15 protein-coding genes are annotated in these 26,825 nt (G+C 72.0%); 9 read left to right on the forward strand and 6 right to left on the reverse strand.

Going from position 1 to position 26,825, the window contains the following annotated elements:
* Positions 1 to 429: 429 nt before the first annotated feature.
* The 9 genes from AC5LSR_RS07050 to AC5LSR_RS07090 all read left to right on the forward strand — a co-directional run bounded on the left by AC5LSR_RS07050 (position 430) and on the right by AC5LSR_RS07090 (position 15,329).
* On the forward strand, positions 430 to 759 hold the full coding sequence (locus AC5LSR_RS07050) for a hypothetical protein (protein WP_250285212.1): 330 nt from the start codon (positions 430 to 432) through the stop codon (positions 757 to 759).
* Positions 756 to 1,526: a 4Fe-4S single cluster domain-containing protein gene (locus AC5LSR_RS07055; RefSeq protein ID WP_250285213.1), complete on the forward strand. Its 771-nt coding sequence runs from the start codon at positions 756 to 758 to the stop codon at positions 1,524 to 1,526. The genes AC5LSR_RS07050 and AC5LSR_RS07055 overlap by 4 nt, the downstream gene beginning before the upstream one ends.
* On the forward strand, positions 1,526 to 2,950 hold the full coding sequence (locus tag AC5LSR_RS07060; RefSeq protein ID WP_250285214.1) for a hypothetical protein: 1,425 nt from the start codon (positions 1,526 to 1,528) through the stop codon (positions 2,948 to 2,950). Before AC5LSR_RS07055 ends, AC5LSR_RS07060 begins: the two co-directional genes overlap by 1 nt.
* A gap of 70 nt (positions 2,951 to 3,020) precedes the next feature.
* The gene (locus AC5LSR_RS07065) at positions 3,021 to 5,771 is read left to right on the forward strand and encodes an AAA family ATPase (RefSeq protein ID WP_250292944.1); all 2,751 of its coding nucleotides are present in this window, start codon (positions 3,021 to 3,023) and stop codon (positions 5,769 to 5,771) included.
* Between the two features lie 41 nt (positions 5,772 to 5,812).
* The gene (locus tag AC5LSR_RS07070; protein WP_250285216.1) at positions 5,813 to 7,771 is read left to right on the forward strand and encodes a hypothetical protein; all 1,959 of its coding nucleotides are present in this window, start codon (positions 5,813 to 5,815) and stop codon (positions 7,769 to 7,771) included.
* On the forward strand, positions 7,765 to 8,802 hold the full coding sequence (locus AC5LSR_RS07075; RefSeq protein WP_493468271.1) for a hypothetical protein: 1,038 nt from the start codon (positions 7,765 to 7,767) through the stop codon (positions 8,800 to 8,802). Before AC5LSR_RS07070 ends, AC5LSR_RS07075 begins: the two co-directional genes overlap by 7 nt.
* A complete protein-coding gene (locus AC5LSR_RS07080) occupies positions 8,799 to 12,473 on the forward strand; it encodes a hypothetical protein (protein WP_250285218.1) in 3,675 nt (1,224 codons plus the stop codon). The genes AC5LSR_RS07075 and AC5LSR_RS07080 overlap by 4 nt, the downstream gene beginning before the upstream one ends.
* A complete protein-coding gene (locus AC5LSR_RS07085) occupies positions 12,470 to 14,281 on the forward strand; it encodes a hypothetical protein (RefSeq protein ID WP_493468272.1) in 1,812 nt (603 codons plus the stop codon). The genes AC5LSR_RS07080 and AC5LSR_RS07085 overlap by 4 nt, the downstream gene beginning before the upstream one ends.
* Before the next feature lie 82 nt (positions 14,282 to 14,363).
* A complete protein-coding gene (locus AC5LSR_RS07090) occupies positions 14,364 to 15,329 on the forward strand; it encodes a hypothetical protein (RefSeq protein WP_250285884.1) in 966 nt (321 codons plus the stop codon).
* 29 nt (positions 15,330 to 15,358) lie between these two features.
* Here the strand turns inward: AC5LSR_RS07090 and AC5LSR_RS07095 are convergent, their stop codons facing one another.
* The 6 genes from AC5LSR_RS07095 to AC5LSR_RS07120 all read right to left on the reverse strand — a co-directional run.
* On the reverse strand, positions 15,359 to 17,161 hold the full coding sequence (locus tag AC5LSR_RS07095; protein WP_250292935.1) for a vWA domain-containing protein: 1,803 nt from the start codon (positions 17,159 to 17,161) through the stop codon (positions 15,359 to 15,361).
* A gap of 164 nt (positions 17,162 to 17,325) precedes the next feature.
* Entirely contained in the window at positions 17,326 to 19,773 is a 2,448-nt protein-coding gene (locus AC5LSR_RS07100; RefSeq protein ID WP_250285886.1) for a hypothetical protein, read from the reverse strand.
* Positions 19,770 to 20,795, reverse strand: a complete 1,026-nt coding sequence (locus AC5LSR_RS07105) for a hypothetical protein (protein ID WP_493468273.1) — start codon at positions 20,793 to 20,795, stop codon at positions 19,770 to 19,772. The genes AC5LSR_RS07100 and AC5LSR_RS07105 overlap by 4 nt, the downstream gene beginning before the upstream one ends.
* 294 nt (positions 20,796 to 21,089) lie before the next feature.
* Complete coding sequence (locus AC5LSR_RS07110) at positions 21,090 to 22,808, reverse strand: PP2C family protein-serine/threonine phosphatase (RefSeq protein ID WP_250285888.1); 1,719 nt, start codon at positions 22,806 to 22,808, stop codon at positions 21,090 to 21,092.
* 485 nt (positions 22,809 to 23,293) lie between these two features.
* Positions 23,294 to 24,577, reverse strand: coding sequence for an NsdA family TPR-like regulatory protein (locus AC5LSR_RS07115; protein WP_493464899.1), 1,284 nt, complete (start codon positions 24,575 to 24,577; stop codon positions 23,294 to 23,296).
* A 732-nt stretch (positions 24,578 to 25,309) separates the two neighbouring features.
* Positions 25,310 to 26,825, reverse strand: a 1,516-nt coding sequence (locus AC5LSR_RS07120; protein ID WP_493468274.1) for a purple acid phosphatase family protein, incomplete at its 5' end; no start/stop codon positions are given.

Consider the following 26,825-nt stretch of genomic DNA (forward strand, 5'->3'; position numbering starts at 1 on the left):
TACCGGGACGACCACGGCCCGGCTGATCGGCCGGCCGGTCAACCGGTCGATCCGGAGGACGAGACGACCTGGGCCAGGCCCAGGTCGGCGCAGCCTCCGGGAGGCCCGCGGGTACCCGGCGCGGGACCGCGCTACGACAGACAGCCGTGGCCTGAGCAGAGCCATCACCTTCAGGACGATCTTCCTACGGTCGATGCCGGGGACAGGCCCGCGTCACCTGGGCTCCAGCCGACGCGGCCGCAGGATCCGCGGAGAGCGACGCCTTTGGAGCGGCCGACGTTGCCAGTACCGCCGACGCAGCCGGTGCGACTGGAGAAGCCGACGCGCCCGCAGGAGCCGGGACGGCCGCCTCATGCGCCAGCCGCGGTGGATGGCAGGGCGGACGACGGGCAGGCGCCGCGCGCACGGCATCCTTCCTTTGCGGAGGAAGTGGCGGAGCTGGACGAGGCGACGGACCGGCCGCCCGTGGACGACATCCCGAGGCCGACGCGGGACGACGTCCAGCCATGGTGGGATCCGGACGCCCCGAGGCGGGAGGCCGCCGACAGACATGCCGCCGACAGACATGCCGCCGGCCAGCGGCCCGCCGGCCCCGGCCACGACGGCGCGCGGTCGCACGACCAGGATGAAGAGGAGACCTGGGTGCCCCGGACGGGCGGCGGGTTCGGCCCGCGGATCGGCACCGCCCGCCCGAACGGACAGCAGCCCACGGACTTCCCCGACGCCGATGATCCGACCGCCTGGGAATGGCCGACATGAGCGCCTGCCCGGGCGGCCCGGGCGTCTTTCTCAACGTCGCGGCTACCTGCCGGCTCACCCACGCCCTCGGGCCCGGCCCGCGGGCGGCGGTGTGGGTGCAGGGCTGCCCGTTCCGCTGCGCGGGCTGTGTGGCGCCGGAGTGGATTCCCGACCGTCCCGCCCGGCTGGTCGCGCCGGCGGAGCTCGCGGCCGAGCTGTGTTCGGTGCCCGGGCTGACCGGGCTGACCTTCTCCGGCGGGGAGCCCATGAGCCAGGCGGCCGGCCTCGCGGAACTTGCCCGCCACGCCCGGGCGTTACGGCCCGAACAGGACCTCTCCCTCATCTGCTTCACCGGGTACCGCCTGGAGCGGTTGCGCCACAGCCCGCCGAACGCGGGCGTCGCCGATCTGCTCGCACAGGTCGACGTATTGATCGACGGGCGCTATGTGGCGAGCCGGGATGACAACCGTGGCCTGCGCGGCAGCGGCAACCAGCGGATCCACCACCTGACCGGCCGGCTGCGCGGGGGCGGCTACGACTTCGAGGGCCGCCTGCGAACCACCGAGATCATGATTGCCGACGGTGAGGTGCTCATGGTCGGGATACCCGCGAGCGGGCTGCTGGCGGCGCTGGACGAGGCGGCGGCACGAGCCTGGAACATCTCGTCGGAGCAGGCCCGTCACATCCCCGGTCAACGCCCGGTCCGGACCGGGCGGACCGATCAGCGCGGCCGGGCTGATCAGGCTGGCTGGGCCGGCGGCCCGGCACAGGGGAAGGCGGACACCTGATGAGCGGCCGGAAGACGGCCTTCGTCCGCATCGAGGAGTCCGAGTGGCGTCGGGCCCAGCGGGCCGCGGCCCGGTTACGCGACGTCCAGTCGGACCTGCCCCAGGTGATCGAAGGCGTCCGGGAGCAGGCCCGCCGGGACGCCCAGCAGGCCGCTGACGAGATCCAGCGCAGGCAGCGCAGCGCCGAACGGACGATCGACCAGCTCAGCTCCCGGGCCAGAGAGCTGGAGAGCGAGGTCAACCGGCGGCTCGACGAGCAGGCCCGGCAGATGTTCGACAGCCTCGACAGCACGGCCACCCAGGTGCGCGACGAGGCCCGGAAGGCACTGGCGGAACGGGAACGTGCGTTGCGTTCCGCCGTCGCCCAGGAACGTCGCCGGCGGGAACGGGATGTCAGCGAGCTGCGCGGTGGCCTCGCCGAGCTCGCCGCGGACCGGAAGCGGGCGGTCGAGGCGGCCAGCCGCTGGGTCCGGGACGCTCATGCCGTCCGCGATCTCATCCGGGAGACCCTCCCGTTCGACCGCTACGCGCCCGGCCGGCTGGAGGCTCTCGAACGTGACCTCGCCGCGGTCGGGGACGTCCTCGACGCCGGTCTGGGCGAAGCCGCGTTGGCCGGTGCGCAGCGGGCGTATCACGGGCTGTCCGACCTGCGGGTGGAGCTGGAGTGGGCCGACCGGGAGTGGCACCTGCTGCGGGCCGCGGCCCGGGACGCGCTGCTGGTCGTCCAGGGGCTGATCGAGCACAACGCCGACCGGGCCGCCGTCGACGCCGACGGGGAGGAGCTGCCCGACGTCCCGCTCGAAGTCGACTACTGGTCCAACGGCGCGCTGTCGCGGTTACGCGCCGAGGTCGCGGCCACGCTCGGTCTTCTCGTGGACGAGGCGTCCCCGCCCAGCACCGACACCATGCGGGAGCTGGTGGACCAGCGCGCTCCCGCCTTCGAGCGACGGCTTGCCGAGATCGTCGAGGAGGCCGGCTTGGCCCAGCTCGGGTCGCAGTTACGCGCCAACATCGCCGACATCGTCGTGCGGACCCTGGTCGACAACGGCTTCAGCCTGGCGGACGCCACCTACGGCGGTGAGGACTACCGCAACGCATTCTTCGCGAAGGTCGAGCACCCGGACGGCGGGGAGGTCGTGGTCGACGTCTCGCCGTCGACGGCCGGTCCGGCCGCATGCGAGCTGAAGGTGCTCTCCTACGACCGGGACACCGGATCCGAGGAGATCCGCGAGGCTCGGGCCCGCGAGCTCGCCGCCGCCCTGCGGGAGCACGGCCTGGACACGGGCGTTCCCCAGCCGGCGGGCGGTGAGCCCGACGCCCGCTACCGCGACATCGAGTCGATCCGCAGGGCGGCGCCCCAGGCCGGCACGGACGCTCCCCAGGGCCGGCCGGCCGGCGCGGGCCTCGGCAAACGGAGCGGGTAGAAAGCCGGTGCCAACTGAGAGACCGGGCCCGTCCGCCCGGTCGGACGCGTCCGGGCGGACGGATCCGCCGGTGGCCGCGACGGTTGAGCGGCTCGCCGAGGCGGTGCGGCCCGGCGGCGACGCCGTGTTCGTGCTGTACGGCATCGGGACGGACGACGTCTTCGTCAGCCGTGACTACCAGGAGCGCGGCATCGAGGAGGCGTTGTGGGAGGAACTGCGAGCCGGGGGCTTCGACCGGGTCGCCTTCTGCTCGGCTCGTGACTCCCTGTACTTCCGCGACGCGGACTCGGCGGGCTACACCAACCGGGCACGTTCCGGCCGCCGGCACCCGAGGCCCGCGCGGACGCCGGACGGGCCCGCGCCGGACGGGCCGGCGCCGGACGGACCGGCGTCGGACGGATCGGCGTCGGACGGACCGGCGTCGGCCGCTGGGGCAGGCCGGGCCGGTGGGATGCGGTACTTCTCCGGGCCGCAGGGGCGGCGGATGCAGCTACGCTCCCCGGCGTCGGTGAGTGGAGTCGCGGATAGTGACGGGCCGCTATCAGGTGCCGCCGCCGACTACGAGGCGCGGCCGGCGGCGGCGGTGAGCGCGCCGCGCCGCCGGACGGGGATGCGTGACACGTTCCTCATCCAGATGCTTGAGCACTACATGACCCAGGACGAGGTCCGCACGGCCGTGGCCGTGGTACGGGCGGACCAGTTCCTCGCCCATGTCGGCGAGCGCCGTGCGTTCTCCGAGGCGCTCGGCAGGTGGATCACCGGCCCGCGCACGGGCAACGTCTGCCTGCTGCTGTTCCACCACCGCGGCTGGGACCGGGTCGTCGAGGAGGTCCGCGGGCTCGGCGGCTACTCGACCCTGGCCGAGTTCCTCGACGACCAGTCACAGCGGCGGTCGGGACGGGCCTGCGCGCAGGTCGGGGAGCCCACCGCGGCCGAGCTGGAACGCCTGGTCCACCTGGTCCGGCTGCGTCACGGGCTGTGTGTCGCCGACTGGGCGGAGATCCCGCGGCTGGCCGCGGCGATGGCGGGAGAGGGCGCGCTCGGTGCCCGGCGCTGGCTGCACAGCCTGACCGGGCTCGCGCGGGCCGGCATCCCGCTCAGCGCGCGGGAGCTGCGGGCCCGTGGCGAGCTCACCACGGCCATGCCGGACGGCCGCGATGCCTGGGAGCGGCTGGACGAGCTGACCGGGCTCGCGCCGGTCAAGGAGCATCTGCGCAGGCTGGCCAGGCGGATGGCGCTGGAGGACGCCCGCCGTGCGGTCGGGCGGGCCGGCCGCGCCGAGGCCCAGGCGCTGCATCTGGTCTTCACCGGTAATCCGGGCACCGGCAAGACCACGGTCGCCCGGCTCGTCGGTGAGATCTACCAGGATCTCGGCGTGCTGCGCCGCGGCCATCTCGTCTCCGCGGAAGTGTCCGACCTGGTGGCCGGGTTCGTCGGCCAGACCGCGATCAACACCAACCGGCTGGTCGACGAGGCGCTGGACGGGGTGTTGTTCATCGACGAGGCGTACCGGCTGACCGAGCAGGCCGGCGGGTTCGGCCAGGAGGCGATCGACGCGCTGCTCACCCGGATGGAGAACGACCGGGACCGCCTGGTAGTGATCGTAGCCGGTTATCCGGTGCGGATGACCGACTTCCTCGGCTCGAATCCCGGCCTGCGCAGCCGGTTCCCGGCGGCGAACGTCGTGGACTTCCCCGATTTCTCCCCCGACGAGCTGCTGGCCATCCTGCTCGGCGAGCTCACCCGGGCGGAACTCGCCTGGACGCCGGAGCTGGCCGACGAGCTCCGGCAGGCCGTCACCGGTCTGCACCGGGTCCGCGACGGGTCGTTTGGCAACGCCCGGACCATGCGTGAGCTGGCCGCGGAGCTGCGGGACGAGTGGTCGCAGCGGGTGTTCCCCGCTGGCGGGGTGGCCCGGCTGGACGCCGCGTCGGCCGAAACCGTGCTGACCGAGCCGCTGCGGCCCGCGGATATCCCTGAGCGTTACCGGGTGTATCTGCGTCGGGCCGTTCCCCGGGTGGAGGAGGTGCTGGCCGAGTTCGACACGCTGGTCGGCATGGGCGCGGTGAAGGACGTGCTGCGGGGGCTGGTCGCCAGGCTGCGGCACCGGCAGCGGCTGGGATCGGACGGTGTGCTCGCCCCGCATCTGCTCTTCGTCGGCCCGCCGGGCACCGGCAAGACCACGGTTGCCCGGCTGCTCGGCCGGATGCTGCACTCCCTCGGGCTGTTGGGCCGGGGACATGTGGTCGAGGTCACCCGGGAACGTCTGGTCGCCGGTTATGTCGGTCAGACCGCGTCGAGGACGGAGGAACGCATCCAGGAGGCGCTGGACGGGGTGCTGTTCATCGATGAGGCGTACAGCCTGGCCCGGGGCGGCGAGAACGACTTCGGTCAGGAGGCGGTCGACACCCTGGTCCCGGCCATGGAGAACCTCCGTGGCCGGCTGGTCGTCATCGCCGCCGGCTACCCGGCCGCGATGGACGCCTTCCTCGCCCGCAACGAGGGGCTGAGCTCGCGGTTCACCGAGCGGGTGGAGTTCCCCGGCTACACCGTCGAGGAGCTGGCGGAGATCCTGCGGAGGATGGCGTCGGACGCCGGGTACACCCTGTCACCAGCGGCTGGGGCGCGGGCGTCCGGCTGGCTGCGGGCGGCCCGTTCCGCCCGGCTGGACGACTTCGGTAACGGGCGCGCGGTGCGCACCCTGCTGGACCGGATGGAGGCGCGGCTGGCCGAACGCACGCTGAGCCTGCCGGACGGGGCCGGCCGGGACGCGCTGACCACGTTCCTGCCCGATGACGTGCCCGCCGGGCCTCCCAGGTGAGTGGGCTTGTGCCGGGGTCTGACGACAGCCGTGATGGGCCGGTGGCAGCGGGATGCTGCCCGGTCTGCGCGCTGCCGTGCGGGGCGGCGGCGCGGTGCCGGGGGTGCGGCTGGCTCCTGCGTGGCGGTTACGTCCTGGGCGGGATCACTGCCGGTCTCGAGCGGGAGTTCGGTGCCCGGCTGGCGGCGGCACGCCGCCGGTTCGACCTGCGGGCCGTGGCCCGGGTCGTCGACGCGCTCGGTGACGGCGATCCGGGGCTGGCCGGCCGGCTGGTGGCTGTGGTCCGCGGCGGCCCGCCGGCGCCGGGTGAGATCGACGCCGCCCGGCGCGAGGTGGGTGAGGCGCCCACCGTGGCGCCGGCCGGCGTGGTCGTCGGGCGGCTGCTGAACCGGATCGTCAGCGGCGAGATCAGGCAGGCGGCTGTCGTCGAACTGACACCGGACGCGGTCGCGGTGACCGGCGTCGGCGCCGACGATCTGGGTGTCCCCCAGCGGCTCGGGCCGCAGCGGACATGGAACTGGTCGGATCTGCTCCCGGGGCTGCCGTCGGAACCGGACAGCCAGTGGCTGCGGCTGGCCGGCGGGATCGGGGCTCACGGCGGCGGCCGGGTGGACCCGATCGTGACCGTGGGTTATAAAGGCTGGCCGGCGGCTCTCCAGCCGCTGCACGACGTGCTCGCGACGATCGGCCCGTCCAGCGTGGTGCCGCTGGTCCGGCAGGTCGCTGGCTGGCCGATGGTGGACGACGCGCTCCAGGCACTCGTGGACAGCCTCGTCCACGCCGGTCTGGCCGACGGCCAGCAACCGGTCGCCGTCGTGAGCGGCACTCTGGACGAGATGCTGCGGCGGGCGCCGCTGCGGCATGGTTACGCACTCGCCCTCGCCGAGGTCGATCATGTCACCCGACGGGTACGTCTGGTGACGCATCCGCTGTTCGAAGCCGACACGGTGGTGCCGGCCGAGCCGGAGCTGGCGCCGGAGTCCGAGGTCACGGTGCTGGCGCCGCCGACCCGTTCGGACGAGCTGGCGCTGGCGGTCGTCGCCCCGGTGGGGGACGACCCGCGGCAGTGGCGTCCGGTGGCCCTGGCGCGGTGCGCGCCGCAGCCCGGCACGCCCGTGCGGGTCCGGGTCGCGCTCGACGGGCCCGGCCGGGTGCGCTTCCTGCATCCGGCGGATCTGCGCGGTGGCGGCAGGACCTGGCCGGGCGTGTTGAACGAGGTCCCCGCCGAGTTCGGCGCCGAGCAGGTCGACGTGGTCTTCGCGCTCGAGCTCGGCGGTACGCCGGAGGCGGTGGCGGCCCGTTTCCAGGTGGTCGTGGACCTGCTCACGCTGGTCGGGGAGGAGCATCCGGAGCCGGCTGCGGTGATGGTCGGCCTGATCGGCTATGACGATCACAACCTGCTCGACTGGCGCGGGTCGCAGCGGCCGGTGGTGCGGTTGGCGGCGCCGATGGCGGCGGCGGGTGTGCTGACGGCCCTGTACGGATGGCGGCCGAGTGAGCCACGCTACGATTTCGCCGCCCCTGTCGAGGATGCCCTGCGTGTCCTGAACGAGTCGGCGGGGACGCGGTGGTGGCGCGACGGCGCCGCTCACTGTCTTGTCACGATCGGTGCCCGGCCGCCGCATCCGGTGCGGCAGCACGACGACCTCACGGTGCCCTGCCCGGCCCGTCACGACTGGAGGACGGAGATGGATCAACTGGTCGTACGGGACAGTATGCGCAGGGTGGCCATCCGGGGTATGCCCGAGGTCGACCCGGCCCGCGCCGGCGGGTCCGCGCGGGCGCGGGCCGATGAGGCATGGCGCCAGCTGGGCGCGGACGGGCTGTTCACCCTGGACGGGGTGTCCGCCGCCGGGCTGGCCTCGGCGCTGGGGCTGCTCGCCGGGTACGGCGAGCGCACGCTGCCGGTGCCGCTGCTGGGCCCGGCCACCGAGCCCTCCAGCGCGGCCCGGCCGGGTGCCGGCACCGGCAGCGTGGCTTCCGGCGGTGCCGCATGGTAAGCCCGCGGGTGGACCAGCCGGCATTCGACCGGCCGCGCTTTGACATGCGCATCGGTCTGTGGGGCGCGACATACAGCGGGAAGACGACGTATCTGGGCGCTTTGAAGCTCGCCGCCGAACAGGCGCGCAGCCGGGCCAGTTGGAGGGTCACGAGCAAGGATGCGGGTGCGGTGTCCGTGCTGTCCGAGCTCGCGAACGTACTCGCCGTCAAACGTATGTTTCCGGCGGGTACCCAGGTCGGCACCAACACCCGGCTGAGCTGGTCGTTTCTCGGGCAGAACCATGCGAACGAAAGTCATATAGAATTCGCTCTCGAGTTTTTGGACGTTTCCGGCCGGCTGTTCGAGGACCAGTGGACGCGCGACGACAAGGGCGAGAACGCGGACGTGGACGAGCTCGACTTCGATGAGGTGCGCGGCGAGCCGGGCCTGGGCACGCGTGACGAGGTCGCCAAGGAGCAGCTCGTGGAGCATCTGGTCACCTGCGACGGAATCATCTATTTGTTCGACCCGATCCGGGAGGAGGATGACGGCAACGGTTTCCAGTATTTCAACCAGATGCTCGACGAGGTGGTGAGCAGGACGTTCACCAACGGGAAGCTGGTCGGCAACCGGCTGCCCCACCAGCTTGCGGTCTGCATCACGAAGTTCGACGATCCCCGGGTGCTCGGCCGGGCGATGACACCTCGTGACCTCGCGGTGCTGGCGGAGAAACCCGGCCGGCCGAGAATCGAACAGAAAGTCGCACGCCGGTATTTCAGCATGCTCTGCCAGGAACGGCCCGACAACTCCGCTCAGCACATTCGTGACAGCATCCTGTCGAATTTCTACCTGGACCGTATCAGCTTCCACGCGACCTCCTCGATCGGTTTCTACATCGGGCCGAACGGCCGGTTCGACCCCGCTGACTATGCCAACGTCGTCAGCGAGCGGGGCCAGTTCCGTATTCGGGCCCGGCCGCAGCCGATGAATGTCCTTGAGCCGCTGGTGGGGCTGGCGAACCGGATCCGCAGGGCGGACGGGTACCGATGAGCGAGGTCGCTCTCGACTGGGCACTGATCGGTAAAGCTCCCGGCCAGCGGGAAGACTACAGCCTGCTACGATCCGGCTCCACCGGCCGGCTCCGCCCGGGGAGCATGGCCAAGATGGTCAATCACTTCTCACCCGGATCACCCAGGTCGCCTGTTGGGGAGGAACAGCGGGAGGGAGCGGACGCGCTGCCGTGGGTGACGTTCACCTTTGCCACGGCCGCCACCGTCCGGTATGTGGGGGCCGCGATCCGCGAGTGGCCGCGGGAGCCGACGGTGCCGGTGGACGCGGCCGGCCGCCCGATCGTCCCGACACGTTTCTTCTGCCTGCCGCTGGACGACTTCGAACGGTGTTTCGGCAGCTACCTGGCCCTGTACCGGGCGGTTGAGGAGCGGCCCTTCCCCGAGCACGACGACGAGCCGCTCATCGTGTCGGCTCGGTCACGTGACGAAGAGGTCTCGAGTGTCCGGGAGCGGCTGCTGGATCCGCGGACGGCCGCGGCCGTGGGGGCCGTGGCCGCGGCGCTGCTCCGTGGGCCGGTCACGCTCACTCCTGGTTACGTGTCGCCAAGGTATTCGCTTGAGGAGCGGATAGCCTTCTTCGACGAGGTGGCCGCACTGCTGCCCGCGGGCGTCCGGGCCACGCTGTCCGCGGGCACCTGGGTGGACAACCGGACCAGCCACCGGATCCGGCTGGCGTTCACCCAGTATCTGCGGGACGGCGCCGGGCAGATCGATCCGGATGACCCACGGGATGTCAACGCCGTCGTCGACGGCCATGATGACGCTGCCGGCCGCGACCACAGCCCCAGCCGTGTTTATGCCGTGAACCTGAAACGGCTGCGTGACGGGTGGGGAACCGACGCCGTTCTGCGCTGGCTCTCCGAGGACGAGAAGCCATACAGTTTCAACCAGCCGGACAAAATTGTCGAGGCACTCGCCGTGGCGGAGCGAAAGATACTGCTCGGCCAGACCCGGGGGAATTCGCCGTCTTCGCTGGCCACAGAGCGGGATGCGCTCACGGAAGAGACGCCCGAGGAAGATGCGTCCGCCCCGCCGGAGGCCCTTGCCGAGAGCATACGGGAGCACTTTCGTTCGCTGCCTCCTGTCGACTATCTGGCGGCCGAGCTGCTGAAGGTCTTCCTGCTGGGGACCGGCGGCTTCGGTGCGGGCGGAGCGATCGCCACCGACATCGAGCTGGTCAGGAAGCACTGGGTCCCGGCGGCGCTGCCGGCGCTGCTCGAGCGCTGTCGGCAGCTTGTCGAGGTGGACGCCGACAGCCGGCTGCTCACGGCGCTGGTGGGTATGGCAGAGCGGCTGCGCTGCCTCCCGGAGATTCTTGCTGACTTCCTGCTGCTGCACGGCGGCGCCGATGAGGTCGGGCGGGAGATACGCGATCTCGTGGTCGACTCCACACTCGATCATCGGGACGACGCGGACGGCTGGCGGATGGTCCGGGACCGGCTGGCGGCCGACCGCGCGTACACGATCCATCTGCTGGTCAGGCAGATGAAGCGTGAGCTGCCGGCCGATGGGTGGGACGCGCCTGCCCCGTCGGGCGGGCGCACCCTGCTGGGGCTGCTGGGCTGGCTGGAGGCCGCCGACCATCCGGCGTCCAGGAATGTGCTGCGGGTCCTGCGCGCGTTGGAGACCTCCTCGTTCCGGCAGATGATCGGCGCTGACGACATCGCCGCTCTCAGCGGGCCGGACGGGGCCGGTGACCCGGGGGTGCAGGTGCTGCTGGAGCGGGCCCTCCGGCGGGGGCGGTTCGACCAGGTGCTGCCGGTGTTCGAGGACTGGCTCACGGCCGCGAGCCAGCGGTTCGACGTGCGGCGGCGGGACGAGTGGGCCAGCTTCCTCGAGCGGCCCGACATCGAGATCGACAGCGGCGTGCGCAAGCGGCTGCTGAAGACGGCGCAGAGCCGGTCCAGACGCCGGCTGGGGCTGCTGCGCCGTGGCGGTGACGGCGGGCAGGCGGTGACCGACAGCCTGCCCGAGGGCGCTCAGGTCGGCCTCGAGGTGCAATGGATGATTGCTGATCATCCCGATCGGCGGGATGTCCGCGATATGGCCTGGCTGGCAGCCCACTACCGGCCCGCGCCGCCGACGGGTGGTGCCCTGACGCTGGGGGAGGTCTCCTTCTTCGGCGATGTCATGAAAAACGTGGCCGTTGCCTTCCACGCCCCTGCCGGCCGGCTTGGCCGGGGTGAATTCTTGTGGTGTTGTTATGCGTCCCACGAAGAATTTGTCAGGGCTCGTCCCAGAATAGCCAGGTTCTATCAGGCGGCGCAGGGCGGGATGCGCACGCCGGATGCTCCGCAGAAATTGCTGCGCATGGCGGCGCCGACGTCGACGGCCATCGCCGACGCTATCGACACGTTCGGCTTCGGTGCGGTCGCGGCCACCGCGGCGCTCCTGCTCGACGGGCCGGTGACCATTGCCACACCAGTGTTCCCGGTGCCGTCCGCGCCTCCGGTGCCGTCCGTGCCGCTGCGGCTGCGGCTGGCTTTTCTCGACACCGTCCTGGCGCTCCTGCCGATAGGGATGTGTTCATCGCTGAGCGCCTGCACCTGGGCGTACGGCGATCGGATCGAGCGTTTTCGTATCGCTTTCGGTGATGGCGCGGCCGGGTCGGGCCGACATGTGGTGGAGTGGCGGAACCTGCCCGGAATTCCGCCGCTACGGTCGGGTCTCGCCCGGGCCTACTACCGCCGTCTCCTGCTGCTGCGGACCCTGTTCCACGAGACCCGCGACATCGTCCACGTACTTGCCCGGGACAGCGCTCCCTTGAATCTGGACATACCGGATGAGCGCTTCCGGGTCTCCATGATGTTCGAGAACATGCTGTTCGAGCCGGTACGGGAGCCCGAGACGGCCATGGAGAAGTGGTCGAGCCGGGTGGACGACGTTCTCGCCGGGAATTCCGGCGGGGACGACGACGACATCAGGACACTTGAGGCCCTGCTCGCCGATGGTTCTCTGCTCGATGTGGAGGACACCCGCTCCTACGCGCGGCGGCTGCGCGAGCAGGGCCGGCTGGACCGGGTGCTCGGCGGGCTGCTGGGCCGGAAGCCGAAGGGCGCCGCCCGGTTTCGCCGGGTCCAGGCCGGGGCTGTCGCGTTGGCCCGTGAGTTCTGCGCCGACGGGTGGTCGCCGGCCGGCGAGCGCCGCTGGCCCGAGGTCGACCGCGGGCTGCGCCGCGCGGACCGGGCCCCCCTGGAGGTCGCCATCCAGGAGATGCGGGCCGGCTCGGTCGAAGGGCTGCGGCACTGGCTCGACCGGATGGACAGCATCGGCGACCCGCCGCGGATACTCGACCCGTTCCGGACGCTTCTGATCGAGGCGCGGACTCCCGCCGACATACCGGATCCGGCCAGGTCTCCGGACGGGCTGCGGGCGCTGCTACAGCTCGCCCGCCGCCTGGACCTACAGGACGGCACAGCGCTGCTGCCAGCTCTCCTCGCCCGTCTCCCCGACGGCTGGGGCCAGGCCGCCGGGTACTTCCGGTGGTTTTCCGCCTCGGGTGCCCACAACGCGCCGGGTGCCCACAAGGGGGCGCTCACCCGGGCCGGGTCGAAGGACATCCCGGCGCTCGGCGGATCCGGGCCGGTGGAGGAAGCGCGCGAGAACGTCTCGCCCGGATCCGAACTTCTTCTATGGCGGAAGTCACCGTGAGCGGAAGCGCGGGACATGTCGGCCTTGACCTGGGGTCCGTCTGCACCAGGATCGCTGTCTGTGATGACGCGGGCCACCTGCCGCCGTTCGATCCCGTAAGTGACGCGCCGGTCGCGACCGCTGTCGCCTGGGCGGGGCCGCGGGTGCTCGTCGGACGCGCTGCCTTCGACAGCACCTCCGCCCCGGACAGCCTGGCCGGCCGCGACGCCGTCGGGCACGATATCGGAGCGCTCACCGGCTTCCTGGACCTGCTCGGGACGCCGGAGGCCTATTGGAGGCAGCACGGCTGGCGGTCACCCCGCGGCCCGGCGCGGGCCGCGCGTGCCTTCCTCACCGCTGTCCTGGACGGGGTCACTGTCCTGGACGGGAGCACTGTCCTGGACGGGAGCACAGCCCTGGACGGGTCCGGGGCCCGGGGCGGGGCGTCCGGCCATGGCCGGGGTGTCTCGGCCACGCGTCAGATGGTCGTCGCCGTGCCGGAGCGCTGGCAGCGCACGTCCGAGGGGAAGGGCGCCCGGGACGGGCTGCGTCGCCTGCTCGCCGACGACCTCGGGCTGCCGGTGCGCGCCCTGGTCAGCGCACCGCTCTGCGCCGCGGCCTGGTCGGTCGCCGACCGTGCCCCCGGCCTTGACAGCCTGCCCACGACGGCACCGAACGTATTAGATACAGAACAGGAAGTGGCAGGAGCGGGGCCGGCTGTGACGGGCCCGGCCGGCCCTGCCGTGGGCGGGGCGCCGCGGCCGGGCCGGCTGCTGCTCGTCTGCGATGTCGGCGCTGACCGGGTGCAGGCCGCCTTGTGCGAGACGCAGGAGCGTGCGGTCCGGCTGCTGGACGCCGAGACCCGCGCCGGTGCCGCGGGGTCGGCCTTCGCGGCCGCGGCGGTGCGGCTGGCCTACACCCGCGTCCACGGCCGGGAGCCCACGGACACCGTGGCCGCGCGGCTGCTCCGCGTCTTCGCCGAGGATCTTGCCCGCGGCCAGGAGCGGGCCGTGCGGGTGCTCGCCGCCGCGGCCGAGCAGCCACGCTGGCGGGACGCGGGTGCCTACCGGTTCGGCGCTGGCTACCGGCTGTCCGCCGCGGATGTGACCGGCTGCCTCGATCCGGTCATGGAAACGATCGAGGATGCCGTGGTCGCCCTGCTGACCCGCCGCGCCGACCTGCTCGACAGCGTCCCCCCGGTTCCCGGCGCTCCCGATGGGCCGGGGAAGAGTGGCGGCGGTTCGCCTCGAGCGTCCGGCGACGGGCTGGATGTGCTCACCGTCGGTGGTCTTGGCGCGCTGCCGCCGGTGCGGGCCGCGGTGTCGCGGGCCGCGGGCCGGGCGTTGGCCGCGCTCGGCCGGGGCGGCATCCCGGTGCCACTGGCGGTGGACCGCCCCGAGCTCGCGGCGGCCCGTGGGGCGGCGGTGCTGGCCGCCGGCCGGGTGACCGCGGCCGAGGGCTGCCCGCATGCCCTGAGCCTGCGGGTGCACCAGGTCCGTGACGGCCTGCTGGCCGCGGGGAGTCTGGTGGTCGCTACACCGGGTGCTCTCCCACTGGAACGGGCCGAGGCCGGCGACGTCCCGGTCGTGGTGACCGTCGACGGCTCCCACGGCCGTGAGGTGCTTGTCGACGTCCAGCCGGCTGGTCACGGTGGTCGTTTTCCGGTCCGGATACCGTTACGGGACGATCTGCCATCGGGCGGCTACCACGTGGGGGCGCGGGCCGTCCGCACCGGGTTCGGGCCTGGCGCACTCGTCCTGCACCCGGTCGCCGGTGGGCCGGCGCGGGTCCTGCCTCTCCCCTCAGCTCCGGCGGCGGAGAACGGGTGACCTTCGCCTGTGCCGTCCCAGACCGGGCGTGGCGGGGGGCCGGCGGCGGGATACAGGCCGTCAGCAGGGGATGAACGGAGGAATGGTGGTTGAGGACCCCTGGGCCGAGCCGCGGCCCGGGGAGGTGGCGATCACCGCCTCTCCGGATGCGCCGGTGACGGCGCTCGACGCGTTGCGTTCGGCATTCCGGCAGGCTGTGCTGGCGGTGAAGGCCGGGGCCGGGGCCGGGGCCGGGGCCGGTGAGGCCGACCCGGCGGAGGCGTTCGGCGTGGTGGTGGCCCTCGACGCCGCCCTGGCCACAGCGAAGGATCTCGTCGAGGTCCTGCCGGGCCTGCTGGCGGTGGCCGACGCCGGTATCCCGGCCGAGGAGGAGCTGCTGCGCTCCGCGGCCGAGCAGGCGTCGGCAGCGGCGGATGTCGCGGCGCTACGGGCGGAACTGGACCGCCGCCGTGGCATCGAACGGGGGCTGCTCGACCGCGCCGCCGAGTACGAGCTGCTGCGGGCCCGGGTCGGGGAGCTCCGGCACGCCGAGAAGGTCGCCGGCTTCCTCGACACGCTGCGGGCGCAGCACGATGATCTCACCGAGCGGGCGGAGGTCTTCGCCACCCCGGTGGCCGAGACGGAGCGGGCGTTGGAGCTCGCGGCCGGACGGCTGCTGCGGCTGACCGATGAGCAGCTCGGGGAGCTACGGGAGGATCTTCAGCGGCTGCTGGCACAGGCCGCGTCCGCCCAGCACGAGTGGGCCGAGCGGATCCGGGCCCGGGAGGAGGAGATCGCCCGCGCCAAGGAGGAGCACGGCCGGCTGGCTGGGGAGCTGGCCGGTGCCACGGCCGCCCTGGAGCGGCTGGTCGCCGAGAACGAGCAGCTCACCGCGGCCCTGCGGGCCCACGCGACGGCCAACGAGGCGATCACGAAGAGCCTGGGCGGGCTGGGGGGCGTCGGACGGCTCCTGCGGGAGGCCGATGCCGGGCTCGCGCAGGCGCTGGCGGAACGTGAGCGGGCGCTGCGCGCGCGCCATTCCATCCGTTTCCCGGGGGATGACGACTGAAAGCCCCCAGGGCTGTTCGATACGTTCCGTCAGCGGGTGATGCGCTTCCCGCGGCCGTTGTCCGGGCCGCTGTGGGGGCCCGGACGGTCGCGGAAGAACACGGCGAACGGGTCGTCCGCCTGCCCAGCCCCGGTATAGATGAAGGTTGTGTCTCCGATGACCCAGGAGTCGCCCGGGGAGAACCGGAGCCGGGGCGGTTTCCGGGGCCGGCGCGGCTGGTAGCGCGTTTTCCCGTCCCGGCGCGTCTGGTGACGCGGTTTGCCGGCCGGGCGCGGCGCCTGGTAGCACACGAAGATGTCGGTTCGACGGAGTTCGCCGATGCTCCTGGCCCGCCGGCCACGCACCGATCCGAGGCCGGGGACGTCGAGCCGCCGCCCCGGGCCGATCCGTACTCTCCGCCCGGACAGCTCCGCCCGTACGATCTGGCCGTCCGGCCATTCCGCGGACAGGACACCGGTCAGCTTCGGATACCACCACAGCAAGCCGCCGACGGCCGCCCCAAGGCCCGCCGCCGCCAGCAGGGCGAGCAGGAGCAGCCCGGCGAAGTTCCAGCCGGCCCGGCTCGAGCCGTACAGGGTGCTGCTCTCGCCGGCGAGGCGTAGCTGGAGCGGCAGCTTGAAGTCGCTTTCAGTAACGTTCCGCCACGATGAGTCGATATTCGCGCCCAGGCGTAGCTCGCTGGTGACAGTTCTCGAGCCGCGGAGCCGGCCGGTAGTGTGCGATTTCCAGCTCAGCGTGACCGGAACGGTGACGCTGTGTCCCGGTTCCAGAGTTATCCGCGACGGGATGCCGTCCGCCCACACGTCCCGGTCGGACGAGGTGACCGAGACATCGGTGAGCTCCAGCGGGAGCCACCGTTCCCGCGATGTCAGCGTCACCTGTGTGACGAGCGGGGACGCCGCCGGGTCCACGTCGGCCAGTTGTGGGTCCCAGGAGACCACGACCTGCCCGCGCACGTCGGCCTCGAGCAGGTTGGCGGCCTTGCGCCGGCGGGTGTCGTCCTTGGCACGGTCCAGGTAGGCGGGCAGCTGGCCCGTGGGCAGCGCGAGCACCGTGGTGGTGGGCAGCGCCCGCTTGAGCTGGCCGGCTCCGTCCCGCGCCTGATCGTCGTCACGCAGGGCGACGCCGTAGCCGTGGACCTTCGTGACGTCGAGCCGCTGCCGCGCGTCGTCCCCGAGCAGCTGCCACGGGCGGTCGTCACCGGTTGGGAAGCCGCTGTTGGGAGGCGGCTGATGCCGCCCGTCGGTCAGCAGGAAGACTGCGGCCACCGGGGACGCGTCGTGCCGGCCGAGCTCGTCGACCGCCTCCCTGACGGCGGCGCCGATGTCGGTGTGCGTCCCGGTGGGGACGCGGGGCAGCCGGTCGACCGCGCCGGCCGCGCCGGCCGCGGGGCCGGCGTAGAGCACGGCCGGGGCGACGTCGAAGCCGATCAGGACGAAACGGTCGCTGGGCGCGAGGCCGGCGACGAAGCCCCGCAGGAAGTGGCTCACCTGGCCGGCGAGCCCACCGGCGGCCATCGACGCCGAGGTGTCGACGAGGACGACGTAGTCGGCCGGGACGTCGTCGACGTGCAGCGCGGCCATGACAGCAGCGCGGTCCATCTGCGGGACGCCCGGTTGCGGGTCGGGGGCCGGTTCCGGGGGGAGCGCGGCCGGCCGCGGGGTGGCCGCGGACGCTGCCGGCAGCCCGAGGCCGGTACCGCTGCCGCCGATGGCGGGCAGCAGAGCGAACAGCGCGGCGAGGAACGCGGCGAAGAGCGCTGTGAGGAGCACGGTGAGGAGCGCTGTGACGACGGGCGTGAGCCACCGGACGGGCGTCACAGCGGGTTTCACGATCGCGCCGGATCCGTCCCGGCCGCGTGCTCCCGACGGCATGCGGTCACGGGTCATGCCGGCCGGCGCTGCCTGCCCGGGCTGTCGCCGCCTGTCCGGCCGGGGTGCCCACCACGGCCCCGGCTGGTCCCGGCTGGCACATCCCCGACCCGGTGCGCCCCGGCTCAACGACCCATCTTTCTCAGCGGAATACGCTCCCCGGTGAGGCGTGGATACCTGCTCTTGAACAGGGCGTCCCATTCCTTTTTCCCGGGGAGTTTTCTCACCGGATCTCTCCGTGGCAGGTGGTCGAAAAATTCGAGGACCATATCCGCGAGCAGATCGTCTTTGACGACACCGGATTTTGTGGCGATATCGCGAAGCAGCAGGAGGATTCGGTTCGTTGCCGGTGGAGAATCCGGCCAGCCGGTTCTCCGGACATGACCGGTCAGGGTTTTGAATATCTGCTGGTACATGTTCTTGGTGTCGCTGTTGCCGGGCAGGCTCATGAACGAGCTGCGGAAGGAGCTGACGTAGCTGTCGGCGAGCTCGCCGGCTTCGCTCGCCCACAGCTTCAGATCTTCGCGCGGCTGTTCTCCGAACGCCAGCAGGAGCAGGTCCATGACCGCCTCAAGCTCGACCGCCTCGAGCTCACCGGTCTTCGTCCGGTCCGGCACGGCCCAGCGGAGCTCCTTGACCCAGCCCTTTCTGTCCTCCTCGTCCCGCAGGAGCGCGGGTACCTCGGACAGCATCCACTGCAGCGCGTATGGGAGCAGGACGGCGGCAGCCCTGAAGCCGCCGGCCTTGCGAGCCAGCTGCAGCAGGGCGAGAACATAGGAGCCGCCGTGCTCTCTGACTGTGCCCACGGCCAGAGCCGCCGCTTCGGACGATGCGCCGTCGATGACGTCGCGGAACGGGCGCAGCCTTTCCCGTAGTGGGCCGGCGGTCTCCAGCCATGCCAGCATGGCCTTGATCTGCTCATCCGGCAGGCGGTCGGCTGCCTGCCGGACCAGCTCGCGCGCCAGCGATTCGGGCGCGTAGTAGGTGATCGCGGTCAGTACCTCGTCATCGGCGTCGACCGTCGTCCGCCCGGTAGGCAGACGACGGTCGCGGAAGTGCCGCAGCACGAGGGACGCGGCTGTGGCACACCGTTGCCGATCGAGTACTGGCTGGTCGGACGCCGGCTGGTCGACTGGCTGTCCGAGTGCGGCTGCAGCCGCCTCCTGCCGCGCCTTCTGGGCGTCCAGCAGCCCCGCGAGCGCCTGGTCGGCGAGGCCGAGACGGTCGGCCAGGCCGAGCAGGCGTTCTGGCGCGGTGAGATCCACATCGCTCGCCCACAGCAGCCTCCGGCCGATCGTCCCTATGGAGACCGCCAGCCAGTGCTGTAGCTCCTTCGGCTTCCTGGCCGTCCACTCCGGCCACGTCTGCCCGATCTCCGCCAGCCCCTCCGGGCTCGCCGTCTCGAGGAGGCCCCATACCGTCCCGCGCCAGGCGTTCCGGTCGGGCTCCTCGGCGGCCCTGCCCGTAGGCCGAGGGCGTGCCACGACAGGCTTTGCCGGGGTGGGCGGGAGCGGCTGGACGGATTTGACCAGTTTGACAGCTTTGACAGCTTTAACAGGTTGGACAGGTTTGACAGCTTTGGCAGGGTGGACGGAAGAGGCGAGCTGTGCGTCCAGCCTGGAAAGGCAGTGTATGGCATGGCCGGGATCGTTCGTCCGGTGTGGTTCCCCGGCCGAGGCTAGATGTTCGACGATCTCCTGAACGGTATGACCGCTCTTCTTCATGGCCATCAGCAGGTGCGCATAGTGGATGTGTCTGTTGTCGGGGGAAACGCGCGGCTGGCGGAGGGAGGGAGACAGCTCGACGACGGGCAGCCTGTCCGGGGGCACCCAACGGATGCCCGCGTGCTCCGGCCGGGCACGGTTCGTGAACGCCAGCCTGATCCGGTGGATGCTCCCGCCGTCCGCCCAGGTGCTGGCTACCAGTTTCGACCGCTGACCGTAGGGGAGCAGCGCGGCCACCGCGTCGAGGAAGCGCAGCCGTTGCACCATCTGCTCGTCGGGGTGGCCGGCCGGGGCGTCGAGCACCGACACCGGGTGCGCGAGCAGCAGCCCGGCGGTGGCCGCCACCAGAGCGAAGCCGAACCGCTCGATGTGCTCCGCCAGCTCGCCGGCGTCCAGGGGAGTGAGGGTGACGGGCACCGGCCCGTCGCCGTCGCGACGTTCGGCGACGCCCGCGTCGCGGAGCGCGGAGTACAACGTCGCATAGGACGTTGGGACGCGAGCCAGATCGGCGAAGGGCACACAGAGATAACCGGTCGTCGCGATCTGCCTGCCCCCACCGTCGACCTGGTCGGACCAGGTCCGCACCGCGATCCCGAGCACGCTTCCCTCGCCGTGGGAGGCGTAGCTCACTGTCATCCATGGCAGGGCATTGGGCAGCGGCTGCGGGACCGGCCACGGTGGGGTGCCCGGGGTGAAGTCCTGCAGGATCGTGTCGAAGCCGGCCCGGGAGAAGAAGTCCCCGCCCGACCGCAGCACGGCATAGTCGTCTTCGCTGTTCGGTTCTTTCCCCATCAGCGCCCAACCGGCCGGGACCGTCCGGCCCGGGTCGTGCGGTGCCTGCTCGGTCATGTTCCGGAGAATGACCGGTGGATCTGTTTCTCCAGCCACAGGAACGGCTCCAGCACATTGATGGGCGTGACCTGGCCGCGGATGCGCGGTATGCCCTCCGGAGTCCTCTCGACGTTGGCGCAGTCGCGTCCTCGGAAGACGCGGCTCGGGCCGATATAGAAACCGATGGCCGAGCTCACGAAATATTTCACCCGCTGGGCCTGGAAGTATCGTTCGATACTGCGCATGACAAGCGGGGAGGAAGTGCCGTCCCGGTCGTTGCACAGCCCCCGGAAGAACTCACCGGCATAGTCGTCCTGGACTGTCGGGGTCCCGGCATCGTCGTCACCGGCCAGCACGACCCCGTGGTTGAGGGCCTTCCGGTAGACCGTCGGGTCGTCGAACTTCGTGACGCAGACGGCGAGGTGGTGCGGGAGCCGCCCGTCCCGCAGCCGGCCCATCTCGTACGACCGGCGGGCCAGCTGCTCCAGCATCCGCTGGAAGTACCGGTAGGACCTCCGTTCGTGGACGGGGTCGAAAAGGTACACGATCCCGTCGCACTCCGCCAGATGATCTATGATCTGCCTGGGGGTCTGTGGCTCGGGCTCGTCGAAGATATCCAGTTCGTCCTTCTCCGCGAAGATCGGGGATTTCGTGGAGGAGTCATCCGACGTGCTGGCGAACATACGGCCGGCGACATCGAGCATCTGTATCTCGAGGACGGCCTGGCCGGGCACGATGGGGCTGCGGAGCCTGCGCCACCACGCCCTGCTGTCGCGGATGGGCTTGATCAGGCGCCATCGGAGCTCCATGACACCGCTGGTCGCGGGTGGGAAGAGCTGGTCCTCGCTCATCAGTTTGGTGTTGTAGCTCAGGAAGTCCGACGCGGTGTCGTCGACCCCGGTGATGAGCCAGTCGTCATTGTTATTGTCCGGGTGGTTGACGACGGCGATCTGCAGCGCGGCCAGGAAAGTGGTCTTGCCGCTCAGCGGAGCACCCCACAGACCGATGCGCGCGACACGCGATGCGGGTTGTGTTTCCATTGTCGTCATCGGGGGAATCCGGGATCGACACGGTTCCCCACGAGTGCGCTGGTTGCGTTCGTGGAGACTGACGACGATCTGTTGTTGATAATTGGATGCCCCCGCATCACGACCATCGAAAACTCCCGTAACCCGGACGGGGCACGGTGAGATGGTCCACCCTGTTACCGGCCGATATCCTTATGATCAAAATACTGGACCGGGTACCCGCAGTGTCAGTTGCCCCCGGACCCGGTCAAGTTTACCGGTTGGTCATGAACGATGGCAGGCTACCGGTACCAGTACCGGTAGCGGTCAGCGGGTGGAGGTGTCGTCGGCGACCAGGTCGGCTACGACGATGGTGGTGTCGTCGCGGGCACCGGCGTGCATGGCCGCGTCCACCAGGGCGTCCGCGGCCCGCTCCGGGCTCAGACTGCCCAGCTCCATCAGCAGGCCGTTGAGCTGCTCGGGCGCCATGACCTTGGTGATCCCGTCGCTGGCAAGGACGACCCGGTCGCCGGCCCGCACGGGCTCCTCCAGCAGATCGAGCTCGACATCCTCGTTGAGGCCGATCGCGTTGAGCAGTGGCCCGTTCTTGATGGCGTGCGGTGTGGTGAGCTGCCGCGGCCGGCCACGGCCGGGCTGTAGCCAGACGGAGCTGTCCCCCACGTGCGCGACGAAGAGGGTCCGGCCGGTGTCCTGCTGCCGGCCCAGCACGACGACGTCGAGGGTGCAGGCCATGCCGTGCCAGGAGGGCTCCTCCAGGGGCTTCTCCCGGACCGTCCGGTTGGCCCGCTCGAGCGCCCTCCGCAGCCCGTCGCGCGGGTCGGCGGCGTACTGTGGGCGGAAGCTCGCCACCGTGGTCACCGCCAGGGTGGACGCGATCTGCCCGGCTGCCTCGCCGCCGACCCCGTCGGCGACCGCGAGCAGGCCATCAACGACGACGAAGGCGTCCTCGTTGGGGCCGCCGCGCTTGCCGCGCCTGGTCCGGCCGGCCGCGGCCAGCCGCAGCGGCGCCGACGTGGAGACGTCCGGCTCGTTCGCGACCAGCTGCTCGCCGCCAGGAGCTGGCGGCGGGGGGATCGGTGCGGTCGGGGGGAGCGTCCAGCCGCTCTCCGCCGGTACACCGTGATCGTCCCGCGGGGCGTCGGGCCTGCCACCGTGGGAGCGGGCCGCGCCTGGGCCGGCGTCGGGGTATCCGCCGGCCTGCGCGTCGGCCGGACTCCCGGCGCCGGTGCCAGGTGGGGAGCCGGGCGTGCCGTACCCCGCGGTGCCCGCGGGCAGGTCCTCACCCCGCGCGGGCCCGCCGGCGGCGGGCTGGTCGACCGCCGGCCTGGCCCGGCCGCTCTCCGGGACCGGGATGACCGGTGGTGGCGGGCCGACCAGCGGTGGCATCCACCCGGTGGCGTCCGGGCCGCGGGACTGCTGCCGATGATCCCCCTCGACCCGGACGGTGGCGTCGGCGGTGGCGTTGACCAGCGGGGTCACCCGGGTGGTGGCCGCCGGGTCGACGGGGCCGTCGGGCCCGCTCCCGGGAGCCGGCGCGCGGTACGGCGGTGGCGCGGGGTATGCGGTGGTCGCGGCATCGGCGTGCGAGGCCCTGACGGACGCCGGGGGAGCCGGTGGAACCGGTGCGGTGGGCACCGGTGCGGTGGGCACCGATGTGGTGGGCGCCGGTGCGGTGGGAGCCGCGGCGTCGCCCAGGAGTGCGGGGCCGTCGAACTGGGTGGGGGCGGCCGGCGGGCCGCTGGTGCGGGGAGCCGGGCCGGCCGAGTCGTCCGGATCGCTGCCACGGGCCTGTTCCCGCGTCGCGGCCGGGCGCCGCAGCGACGCGAGAACGCCCTGGCGCTGGCGCCGGCGCCGGCGTTGTGGTGGCCGCCGCACGGGCATCGTCTCGTCGGGGGAGGAGTGTCGCGGCTGCGGCCTCGAGTCGGGACCGGGACGCTCCTGGTCACGGCTGGAGAGCACGACGAAGAGGATCGCGCCGATCAGGAGCACCACTATCAGCGTGATGGGTACCACCGGACTGTTCATGGCCTCCGTCCCCCACGTGCGGGTGTTCCGATCACGCTAGCGGACGTCGAGGCCGACGTCCCCTGTACCCACTCAATGACATCCATGCAGATCAGCCGATGGATGTGTCGTGATATCGACAGCCGTGACCGCAGTGGCCCGGCCCGTCCCGACCCATGGTGTCGAAAACGCGCCGCAGCGGCCATGTCTGTCCGCCGACGGGGCTCCGTCGCTGACGCCCCTCGGTCGCGGCACTTCGCGATTAAGGATCTTCCGGTCACGGGGGCCTCCCGACCGCGCAGCCCGCCCGGCCCCACGGCCCGCTCGGCCCCGGCCGCGCTGCCACGGGGCGGCGGGCATCCCGTTCCCGACGGCCGGCGGCGGACCTGCCGGCGGGCGGGCGCCCGCGAGCGGTGCCGGTCACAGGGCGGCGTCGGCCATGCTCCGTCCGCCACAGGTCTGTTCGTCATGGCCCGTCCGCCATGACCCGAGGCGATGGCGGACGGTCAGGGCCCCGCCGCGGCCGGGTTCCCGGCGCGCAGGGCGGCGCGGGCACGGTCGGTCAGTGCCCGTGCGCCCGGGTACCCGGCCATCTCGATGGCGTCGCACAGCGTCAGCGTGTCCACCCTGGCGTTCTCGGAGGCCATCCGGGCTGCGAGCTCGATCACCTGATAGCCCAGGCAGACGGCCTGTTCGACGTCCCCGGCGTCGACTTTGGCGACGCCGAGCCACGCGCTGTGGTGTATCAGCTCCCGTGGGTAGGCGGTGGCGTCGAGCTGGTCGACCGAACGGCTGAGGTACTCGACGGCCGCCGCGACGTCACCGGCGCACAGCAGCGCCTTGCCGGCGTAGTACTCGATCACCGAACGGGAGCACCAGTAGACGTACTCCGGGTCCGCGGCCGGGTCGGCCCGCTCGATCTGGGCCAGCGCCTCGGCGATCTCGGCGTGTACCGACCGGACGTCGCCGAGCTGGGCGTACGCGACGGCCAGACAGCCGGCGACGATGGCCCGCTCGGTGGCGGTGAGAGCGTCCGCGGCGCCCGCGCGGGCCGTGCGCAGCAGGGTGACGGCGTCGCTGGGGTCGCCGAAACGTACCGCCTGCTCCGCCATGCAACGCAGGACGTTGGCGCCGATCGCCGGCCGGCCGGCCTCGTGGGCGGTACGTAACGCGATCAGCCAGTACCACTGGGCCACCTGGTGCCGGCCGCTGTCGAACGCCGCCCAGCCGGCGAGCCGCGCGAGCTCCGCGGCGACGGCGTACAGCCGGCCGTGCTGCCGCTGGCCGTACGCGCCGGTACGCAGCAGCCGGACGATCACTCGTAGCTCCGCCGCGGCGAGCCCGTGGACGTCCTCCCCGCCGAGCAGGTCGTCCATCCGCCGCAGCGCGTCGACGCGCTGCTCGAACTCGGCGACGAGGGTGTCGCGGACCTGCCGGCCGCCCAGCACCGCCACGGGGAGCTGGGCCGGGTCGGCGACGAGCCACTGGTGGGCGGCCGCGGTGAGTGCCGCGCCGCCGATGCCACCGATGCCGGGCCGGTCGGGCCGGCCGGGCAGGCCGGGAAGTACACGGGGCTCCGCCTGGCTGGTGGCTTCCTCCAACGCGGCGGCCAGCCCGTCCGCGGCCCACAGGCGTTGCGGGGCCCACCGCTGCGCTGGGCCGGCGGCCGGTGCGGGCCGGCCGGGCGCGAGGCCGGCGGTGACGGCGGCGGCCGCCGCGCGTCGAGGCCGCCGGGACGCCCGCTCCCGGCCCGCGCACGACCGCCCGGGTACACCGCTGGGCTCTCTCAACGCCCGGCCTCCTCAAGCGTCGATGCGGGGAAGCGTCTTCCTTCATCCACCCGGACAGCCCGGTGGGTGACAATGACTGGCCCGCCGGGAGCCCGCACATCGGTATTTCGTCCGGACGGAATCACCGGATGGTTGTCGCGCGTGCAGCGTACGACAGGGCCCGTGACGGAACAAGTACTGCGGATTGCGTCGGCCTCTCGCTATCCTCCGGCCGCGCAATAAAGCCAACGGTCGATTGGGCGTTGATGCTGTTGAGGTTTGTGGTTGTTGTTTTTCGGTGGCCGCCCGGCAGCGTCGTGACCTGCGGATCTCGGGCGGGGTACCGTCGTATGACCATCAGGACACCGCCGTATGGCCGAGAGGTGGACGGGCTGGTGGGCCGGCGGCCGGATGCCGGCGACGACGGCTGTCCACGACCATGGATTCGGTCGGATGACTGGTCCGTTGGTGTTACGGAGTGATTTCCGGCGGTAGAGGTTAAAGCGCGCACGGCCGGGACGGCGTACGATCCGTACCCGCTCGGCGCCCGGCCGGCGGCGGTCATGAACACATCACGGGCGCAGGCCGGGAGAAATCTGGCCGGTAATTCCTGGGCACGCCGGGCGAAAGTGTCCGCCAGGCGATCGTGCCATGAATGATTCACCGCGTGGACGCCGCGCGGCGCGAGGGCCGACAGCGTCCAGCCGGACAGGCCACAGCCGGTTCCGGCAGTCCCCGCCGCTTCCTGCCAGTCTACGGTTGCGGTGCACACACCGGCGTGGACGGGTCATCCAGGGGTGTGGGAGGGCTGCCGGCCGTGTCCCCGCGGCCGGTGTCACCGGCTCGGCCGGCGCCGGCCGCACAGGGCCTGACCAGCGTGAACGTGTCGAAGGGCAGGGGGGTGGAGGTCGTGTGGTCGTACACGGTCACCCGGATGCTGGTCAGGCCCGCATCCGCCCCCGGATCGACCTCGAAGCCCGCGAACGCGTACGGATGGTCCGGCGCCCGCAGGGCCAGCCACGGCGCCGGCTCAAGGGCGTGGACCGAGCGGAACCGGGCGGGATCGGACTCCCGCGGTTCCACGCCGATGATCACCCGGCCGGCGGGCGGGTCGAGCAGCTTGCTGGCCGACGGCGACGACGAGCCCCCCGTGCCCAGGACCATGTGGACTGTCCCGTGCGAGGTGTCCACGACCTCGGCGCCAGCGCCGCTGCCAGTCCCTCCGCCAGGTTCCTCGTCGCCGCTGCCATTACTGCTGCCGCTGCCGCCCGCTCGCTGCCGTGCCCCGTCCGCTGGGCCGCCCCCGTCGAGGTGGCTGCCGAGGCTGCCCGTGGCCGGGGCGGGCTGCGGGGTGAGCGTCGCTGATCCTTCGGCCACGCCACGCAGCGGATGCGTCCGCTCGTAGTGGTGCTCGTGCCCGCACAGGACGAGATCGACACCGAACGTGTCGAACAGCGGCAGCCACTGCTCCCGGATACCGAGGTCGGCGCCGTTGTGCTGCGCCGCGCTGGACACGGCCGTCTGGTGCATGCAGACGATGATCCAGTCGATGTCCGGGTCGGCGCGTGCCTGGCGCAGCGTCCGTTCGAGCCAGGCCCGTTGCCGCCCGCCGCTGTAACCGCGGATGTACACCGTGCCGGCGTCCTGATAGCAGACGTCGTCGTTCTGCAGGACGACGAAGCGCACGTTCGCGACGGTGAAGGCGTACCACAGGCCGAGCAGGTCCGTCAGCGGCGCCGTCAGCGGGTCGTCCGTGCCCGTTCCGTCGGGATCCACGGTGCTGCCGGGCAGCAGGAAACGGCTCTGGTAGGCGGCCAGGCCCAGCGGGCCGTTCCCGCGTTCGATCTCGTGGTTGCCGGCGGCGGGCATCCACGGGTGGTGCCGCGCGGAGGAGCCGATCATGTTGAACCAGTCGGACCACGCCCGCGGTGGGTTACGCCGCTGGTTCGCGTACGACAGGTCACCGACGACCAGGGTGAACAGCGAACCGACCCGGTCGACGCCGGTCACGGCGTTCCTGGACGCCGGCGTGCCGAACGGGTCGTAGGACTCCGAGGTGCCGTGATCGCCGAAGCAGGTGAAGGTGAACGGCGCCCGGCCGCGTGGCGCGGTCCGCAGGGTGCCGCCGCTGGTGCGGCTGATCCGGTCGTGGATCACCTCGTAGAGGTAACGGGAGCCCGGCTCCAGCCCGGTGAGCAGGGCATGGTGGTTGATCACCTCTTCGCCGGTGACGGCGTCGGTGTAGACGCGGGTGACGGCGTGCACCTCG

The organism is Protofrankia sp. CiP1_Cm_nod4 (genome assembly GCF_982290645.1).

What these genes read in the sequence shown, in the direction of transcription:
- AC5LSR_RS07055 (WP_250285213.1), top strand. Translation starts at nt 756, where the DNA reads ATGAGCGCCTGCCCGGGCGGCCCGGGCGTCTTTCTCAACGTCGCGGCT.
- AC5LSR_RS07060 (WP_250285214.1), top strand. Translation starts at nt 1,526, where the DNA reads ATGAGCGGCCGGAAGACGGCCTTCGTCCGCATCGAGGAGTCCGAGTGG.
- AC5LSR_RS07075 (WP_493468271.1), top strand. Translation starts at nt 7,765, where the DNA reads ATGGTAAGCCCGCGGGTGGACCAGCCGGCATTCGACCGGCCGCGCTTT.
- AC5LSR_RS07080 (WP_250285218.1), top strand. Translation starts at nt 8,799, where the DNA reads ATGAGCGAGGTCGCTCTCGACTGGGCACTGATCGGTAAAGCTCCCGGC.
- AC5LSR_RS07090 (WP_250285884.1), top strand. Translation starts at nt 14,364, where the DNA reads ATGGTGGTTGAGGACCCCTGGGCCGAGCCGCGGCCCGGGGAGGTGGCG.
- AC5LSR_RS07100 (WP_250285886.1), bottom strand. Translation starts at nt 19,773, where the DNA reads ATGACCGAGCAGGCACCGCACGACCCGGGCCGGACGGTCCCGGCCGGT.
- AC5LSR_RS07105 (WP_493468273.1), bottom strand. Translation starts at nt 20,795, where the DNA reads ATGGAAACACAACCCGCATCGCGTGTCGCGCGCATCGGTCTGTGGGGT.
- AC5LSR_RS07110 (WP_250285888.1), bottom strand. Translation starts at nt 22,808, where the DNA reads ATGAACAGTCCGGTGGTACCCATCACGCTGATAGTGGTGCTCCTGATC.